Raw genomic sequence first — 6,141 nt, 5'->3', positions numbered from 1 at the left:
TGCTGCTGGTTGTTTTTGCCGTTTCGCTGTTTTTTGGACGCTATCCACAGGTGGGCTTGATCTCTCCAGCACAACTGGCGGAAGATGCACTGGCTCAGCGCTTGATCCTCAACCTGCGCCTGCCGCGCCTGATTGCTTCGCTTTTGATTGGGATGAGCCTGGCCGGCGCCGGCATGGTGATGCAGATGGTGTTTGCCAATCCGCTGGTGGAACCGGGATTTCTGGGCGTTTCGCAGGCAGCTGCCTTCGGCGCTGCAGTGAGCATTCTTGTTCTGGGCGGAGTCAACTGGCAGGTGCAGATCAGCGCCATTCTATTTGGCCTGCTCGGGCTGGCATTATCCTACCTTTTGGCGCGGCGGGTTCGTTACGGCGGATGGGTGCTGCGCCTGCTGCTGGCGGGCATTGCGGTGTCGGCTTTATTTGCGTCCGGCGTTGGGCTGATCAAGTACCTGGCCGATCCCTTACGCCAGCTCCCGGATATCACCTTTTGGCTGTTGGGCAGTTTGTCGAGCATTACCTGGCGCGCCGTGTTGTCGGTTCTACCGCTCATCAGTTTGGGGTTGGTGTTTCTCTGGTTGATGCGCTGGCGGTTAAATTTACTGGCTCTGGAAGATGAGGTTGTATTTTCGCTGGGGGTGGCAGCCAACCGCGAACGTCTGCTGGTGCTGTTCATGGCAGTGGTGATTACGGCTGCCTCCATCTCAATCAGCGGGTTGATCGGCTGGGTTGGGCTGCTGGTGCCGCAGCTGGCGCGCCGGCTGAGCGGAGCCGACGCGCGCGATGGTTTGCCAACCGCCTTTCTGCTGGGCGGGATTTTCATGATCCTTTGCGATGACCTGGCGCGCACCCTCAGCGCGGGAGAAATTCCGCTGGGAGTGCTGACTTCACTGCTGGGCGCGTTCGGTTTTCTCATCCTGATGACCCGCCGCACCGTGAAGGTGTGATCATGACCGATCCAATCCTGCGATTTGAAAATGTGGTTTACACCTACCCGGATGCTCCTCACCGGGCGTTGCAGGGTTTAACCCTGTCCGTGCCGCGCGGTCAGGTAACGGCGATTTTAGGCCCGAATGGCGCCGGCAAAACCACCCTGCTGCGGCTGGCTTATGGACGATTTCAGCCGCAAGCCGGGCAGATCTGGCTGGAAGACCGCCCGCTGGCGGCTTTTTCCCGTCAGGAACTTGGGCAGCGGGTGGCGCTGGTACCGCAGCGTGAGGCCAACCCCTTTGCCTATTCTTTGCTGGAATATGTGTTGTTGGGGCGCGCGCCTCACCTTTCTCCTTTGCAAATGCCGGCAGCAGCTGATGTGGAAATTGCCCTTTCGGCGCTGGAAACGGTGGGGCTGCTGCCGCTGGTAAAACGCACCGTGCAGGCGCTGAGCGGTGGAGAATTTCAACTTCTGCTGGTAGCCCGTGCGCTGGCGCAGCAAGCCAGCCTGTTGTTGCTGGATGAGCCGACCTCTCATCTCGATCTGGGAAACAAGAAACGGTTGATCACCTGCCTGCAAAACCTGAGGGAAAACGGGACGACCATTCTGCTCACTTCTCACGAGCCGGAAGTGGTGGCCGCTCTGGCAGATCAGGTGGTGCTGATGCGCGGCGGGCAGGTTTTGCGCAGCGGGCTGCTGGATGAAGTCTGGCAGGCAGACCTGTTGAGCGATACTTATGGTATTCCCTTGCGGGTGTGGAAGTTTGACGGCCGCCGCCACCTTACCTGGGAGTGAACCGGAGCGTTCATGGACGGAGAATTGTGGATTATCAGCGGAGAGATTGGTCAGGGCAAGACCCGCTGGTGTGAACGTTTGATTCAACTTGCCCGTGAAGCAGACTGGCAGGTGAGCGGTGTACTCAGCCCGGGTGTCTTTCAGGAAGGCTATAAAGTTGGTATTGAAGCACTCGACCTGCGTAGCGGTGAACGTCGGCTGCTGGCACGCCGCCGGCAGGTGAACCAGGCTGGCCTGATCCACACCCGCGAATGGCAATTTGAAACCGAGACGGTGGAGTGGGGAAACACACTCTTTCAGCAGGCAGCACCCTGCGATCTGCTGGTGGTAGATGAGATTGGGCCCTTGGAACTGGAGCAGGGGCGGGGTTGGAGTGCAGCCCTGCCGGCAATTGAATCGCGGGCGTATCGGCTTGCGCTGGTGGTGATACGCCCTGCGCTGTTGCCATATGCTGAGAAATGGCAGCCGCAAGCGGTCATTATGGTGCGAAAACCGGTAAAATAAAAGCGGGGTAGCTGTTCATCCCGGAAAGGAGTTGCGCGATGCGGCTGGCAAAGGTGGAATCTGCGCTGCGGGTGGTGCTGGCTTTTAATGAAGCCTTTAACCGGCATGATGTCAGTGGAATGATGGAGCGCATGAGCGAGGACTGCCTGTTTGAAAACACCCACCCCGCGCCGGATGGAACGTTATACAAAGGAAGACCAGCAGTCATGCGTTTTTGGCAAGAATTTTTTGAGCAGTCGCCGCAGGCGCAGATTGAGATTGAGGAGATTTTTGGCTTGGGCGAGCGCTGTGTGATGCGCTGGAAATATTCCTGGGTGGACACACAGGGGAGGAAGGGTCATGTGCGCGGCGTGGATGTATATCGTGTGCGGGATGGGTTGATCTGTGAAAAACTCTCCTACGTAAAGGGATAATAGAGAATACAACGAAACTGTTTAATCTTTCTTTCGTAAATATGTTATCATCAATTCGATTGATAATCTTTTCGAAGTATTTCCCTAACAAGAATCATGCTCAAAAATTGTTTGATGGGGTTGATTACGCCGATATTCTTGCTGGCAAGTTGTCAACACCTGTCTGATATTACCCCAACCCTCACAGTGGTCGTTTTTGACTATCCACCGCTTGACTGGTCGGTCAATGCCGAAAGAATTAAAGAAACGGGTTGTGTTGGTGTGCTTCAAGAATCCTGCTCCGAATTGATTGCCCTGGGTTGTGATGAAATCAGCCCGCCGCGTTTTTATACCGGCGGCTTAATGCCGTCTTATGCAATCGGAGAATGTATTCATCAAGGTAACAATCCTCCCAACCCGGCGTATTTCAAAAAGCCCGCGGGTCTGGACTCAAGATACCGCAGTTACATCGTTTTTTATGAGGACGATTACCGGCTCGTCATTAAACGAACGGAATTCCGCGAAATTTTTGCACCGGTAGAATCAGCCGATGAAGCCTTGAGTTATGCCATGGCAATGACATCCCTAACGGCAGATTTTAATATTGCCCCCAATGCAAATCGAGAATATCTTGCGGGTGTTATTGAGGAAACTCATGTAGAGGAAACCCCGGCGGGTTATGTGGTTCACTTATTCGATTCAGATCATCGAATGGGCTGTGATACCCATGAGTTCTTTGCAGTCAGGGTATTGGTTACACAATCAGGGGAGGTGTCAGAACTGAGCAGGGAGAAAATTTACACATCGTACGCCTGTTTCGATTTTGATGGTTTGACCCTGGATCAGGAATGAGGTTAAGAATTAAGTCAAATGGTTAAAGGTCATAACCAACTTGCCTGAGAATTGGATAAAGTGGTTTTGGTCTTCTTTCAGGTCAGTCTTAAGTAACATCCAACCTTTTTTCTTAAAATCCCGTTTTTTTTTGGAGAGTACCATGAATGGCGAATCGTCTGAATTAACCGCATGGGTTGCCCTGATGGTCATTGGTTTAGGGGTCATTTTGTTTCTGGTGGTATCAATTCGCTTTACTAAAAAGAGACAAAAAGGACAAGAAACCCTGCAAAGCCTCGGTTTTAAACCAATACCCCGTGATACAACCCTGGAAATGAGACTTCGTAATCTGTATGGCAACCCGTATGCTTTCTTTCGAGAACTTTACCAGCGAAGAATGCCCGACAGCGTCCTCTATGTTTTTGGTCTGGATACACCCGATGGAGTTCTCATCTCAAGGGGCATTGCGATCATGTCTTCCAATCTCTCCTTGCCCCCATTCAAGATATTTCCAAAAATCGACTCGAAACAGTTTGGGCTGGGTAAACTGGCAAATCAGATGATCGAACAGGCGGTTTCCAGGGTGGATGAAAAGGTTGAATTTCCTGAATTTCCGGAATTCAATAAAAAATATCTGCTCTTCTCCGGTGACCAGAAAGGTGTGCGCAAATTTTTCACCGACCGAATGGCGGATTATTTTTCCGGTACAAATCTTGTGGGCATCATAACAGAAGGGGATTTGTTGGTATTTGAGGATTACAGTACGCCGTTCGCCCAAGATGCTCTATCTGCTTTGAACCAGCACGTCCGGCAGGCAATAGAAATTTATCGTTTGTTCCAGAGCCATTGAAGGGATTGGTTGAATGTTCCTTGATCAGCTCGATACATTGAGAGGTTGCCCGAGGAATAAGACACATAATTGACCGATTGGTACTTCCAAGCATTACAAAAGATGCAACAAACGAATCTTTCAGCACGAAAATTCCAAAATATCAACGAGGTGAACTTATGAGAAAAATCAGGCTGGGCGTAAGTGAGCTGGAAGTGCCGGTTGTGGCGGTCGGTTGCATGCGTATCAATCAATTACAGCCTAAAGAGGCTGAGCAGTTTGTCCAGACTGCTTTGGATCTTGGCGCAAACTTTTTTGATCATGCCGATATTTACGGCGGCGGCGCCTGTGAAGAAATATTTGCTCAGGCAATTCACATGAATGACCGTGTGCGTGAAAAGGTTATTCTGCAGTCAAAGTGCGGCATCCGCGAGGGACGTTACGATTTCTCGAAAGAACACATCCTCAATTCGGTGGATGGTATCCTGAGGCGTTTGCGTACGGATTATCTGGATGTATTGCTACTGCACCGGCCGGATGCCCTGGTAGAGCCAGAAGAAGTGGCAGAGGCGTTCGATATCCTGTACTCCACAGGAAAAGTCAGGTACTTCGGCGTATCCAATCACAAGCCGATGCAAATTGAGTTGTTGAAAAAATACGTCAGGCAGCCCATTCTCGCCAACCAGTTGCAGTTGAGTATCATGCACGCCTACATGATTTCAAACGGGATGAATGTCAATATGGACGTGCCGGCGGCTTATGACCGGGATGGCAGTGTGCTGGATTACTGCCGGCTGCATGAGATCACCATTCAGCCGTGGTCGCCATTTTTATACGGTTTCTTTGAAGGGGTTTTTGTGGGGAACGAAAAATTCCCGACGCTCAATGCCAAAATGGATGAGATTGGCGCGCGGTATGGGGTGACGAAAACGACCCTCGCGATTGCCTGGCTGCTTCGCCACCCTGCTAAAATGCAGCCGGTGGTCGGCACTACCAATCTTCAACGGTTGAAGGACTGCGTGACAGCAGCCGAGGTAAACCTCACCCGCAAAGAGTGGTATGAAATTTATCTGGCGGCAGGCAATACGCTGCCGTGAGGAAAAAGGCAACCTAAAAACGGTCTATCAAACTGGCTATTCAGACGAGCCAGATGAGACCGGTTCGTTTTGGGGTTGAATTCCGTTTTCCTTAAGCAGGTCAATCAGATCTAGTTGCAATAAGGACGCAAGCCGCTTGCTGGGTGTTTCCTCAATTGCCTGAACCAATTCCAGTGCCTGCTGATGCCATTCTTGCTCATGATGTGGGCAGTAGAAGAAGTCATGCAGGGTTTCTCTCTTTGCCATTGCGGCGACCCAACTGGTTGCACCTAACTTATTGCGTTCAACCAGGCACGGCGTTCCGCAAACCCGGCAGATACGTTCAACGACGGTTCCCGGTTCTTCGAAGAAAGTGTCATATCCTTTCATCATGGTCGTATCTCCTTTACCCTAAATTTCAGAGAAAGCAATTTGATTGTTGACCCGTTTAATGTCATCCAGTAGAGATCTCACTCGTTTGAACAACTTTTCAAATGATTCGATATCGTAAATGAATTCATCCTGATTTGGGTCACGCTTAATAACCAGTTCATGAGCATGCATTACATCATTACGCAAATTAATGACTTCATCATTGCTGAGATCAATAATTTTTTTGTGCTTGGCTAATTCGATAAGGTCCCTTAAGTAAAATTTTTCAAAGGGGGGCAGCGAAGAATATTTTTGTTTATTAGAGTTGTAATCATCGATTCCCTTTTTATAACGGTCAGTTGACTTTGTAGTCTTAATTTTGAAATAATTAATCATATCTTCGTTGCTTAGATC

Annotated in this window: 9 protein-coding genes; 7 read left to right on the top strand and 2 right to left on the bottom strand. The window is 50.6% G+C overall.

What is annotated here, in order from left to right:
• The 7 genes from ACWIZX_RS04840 to ACWIZX_RS04810 form a co-directional block, all read left to right on the top strand.
• Positions 1–944, top strand: a 944-nt coding sequence (locus ACWIZX_RS04840) for a FecCD family ABC transporter permease (RefSeq protein ID WP_448334984.1), incomplete at its 5' end; no start/stop codon positions are given.
• A 2-nt stretch (positions 945–946) separates the two neighbouring features.
• Entirely contained in the window at positions 947–1,723 is a 777-nt protein-coding gene (locus tag ACWIZX_RS04835; protein WP_448334983.1) for an ABC transporter ATP-binding protein, read from the top strand.
• A gap of 12 nt (positions 1,724–1,735) precedes the next feature.
• A complete protein-coding gene (locus tag ACWIZX_RS04830) occupies positions 1,736–2,227 on the top strand; it encodes a nucleoside-triphosphatase (RefSeq protein ID WP_448334982.1) in 492 nt (163 codons plus the stop codon).
• Positions 2,228–2,265: 38 nt separating this feature from the next.
• Entirely contained in the window at positions 2,266–2,640 is a 375-nt protein-coding gene (locus tag ACWIZX_RS04825; protein ID WP_322792291.1) for a nuclear transport factor 2 family protein, read from the top strand.
• A 96-nt stretch (positions 2,641–2,736) separates the two neighbouring features.
• Positions 2,737–3,471 (top strand): hypothetical protein, encoded by a 735-nt coding sequence (locus ACWIZX_RS04820; RefSeq protein ID WP_448334981.1) that lies wholly within the window; start codon positions 2,737–2,739, stop codon positions 3,469–3,471.
• Between the two features lie 142 nt (positions 3,472–3,613).
• Positions 3,614–4,300, top strand: a complete 687-nt coding sequence (locus tag ACWIZX_RS04815) for a hypothetical protein (protein ID WP_448334980.1) — start codon at positions 3,614–3,616, stop codon at positions 4,298–4,300.
• Between the two features lie 158 nt (positions 4,301–4,458).
• Positions 4,459–5,376 carry an aldo/keto reductase gene (locus ACWIZX_RS04810; protein ID WP_448334979.1) on the top strand — a complete coding sequence of 306 codons (918 nt, stop codon included), beginning with the start codon at positions 4,459–4,461 and terminating at the stop codon, positions 5,374–5,376.
• A 36-nt stretch (positions 5,377–5,412) separates the two neighbouring features.
• Here the strand turns inward: ACWIZX_RS04810 and ACWIZX_RS04805 are convergent, their stop codons facing one another.
• Entirely contained in the window at positions 5,413–5,748 is a 336-nt protein-coding gene (locus ACWIZX_RS04805) for a hypothetical protein (protein ID WP_448334978.1), read from the bottom strand.
• A gap of 18 nt (positions 5,749–5,766) precedes the next feature.
• On the bottom strand, positions 5,767–6,141 hold a 375-nt coding region (locus ACWIZX_RS04800), incomplete at its 5' end, for a hypothetical protein (protein WP_448334977.1).

This window comes from Bellilinea sp., assembly GCF_053501535.1.
Note: the sequence above shows the minus strand (reverse complement) of the source record. Positions and strands in the feature narration are given on the sequence as shown.

What these genes read in the sequence shown, in the direction of transcription:
- ACWIZX_RS04835 (WP_448334983.1), top strand. Translation starts at nt 947, where the DNA reads ATGACCGATCCAATCCTGCGATTTGAAAATGTGGTTTACACCTACCCG.
- ACWIZX_RS04830 (WP_448334982.1), top strand. Translation starts at nt 1,736, where the DNA reads ATGGACGGAGAATTGTGGATTATCAGCGGAGAGATTGGTCAGGGCAAG.
- ACWIZX_RS04825 (WP_322792291.1), top strand. Translation starts at nt 2,266, where the DNA reads ATGCGGCTGGCAAAGGTGGAATCTGCGCTGCGGGTGGTGCTGGCTTTT.
- ACWIZX_RS04820 (WP_448334981.1), top strand. Translation starts at nt 2,737, where the DNA reads ATGCTCAAAAATTGTTTGATGGGGTTGATTACGCCGATATTCTTGCTG.
- ACWIZX_RS04815 (WP_448334980.1), top strand. Translation starts at nt 3,614, where the DNA reads ATGAATGGCGAATCGTCTGAATTAACCGCATGGGTTGCCCTGATGGTC.
- ACWIZX_RS04810 (WP_448334979.1), top strand. Translation starts at nt 4,459, where the DNA reads ATGAGAAAAATCAGGCTGGGCGTAAGTGAGCTGGAAGTGCCGGTTGTG.
- ACWIZX_RS04805 (WP_448334978.1), bottom strand. Translation starts at nt 5,748, where the DNA reads ATGATGAAAGGATATGACACTTTCTTCGAAGAACCGGGAACCGTCGTT.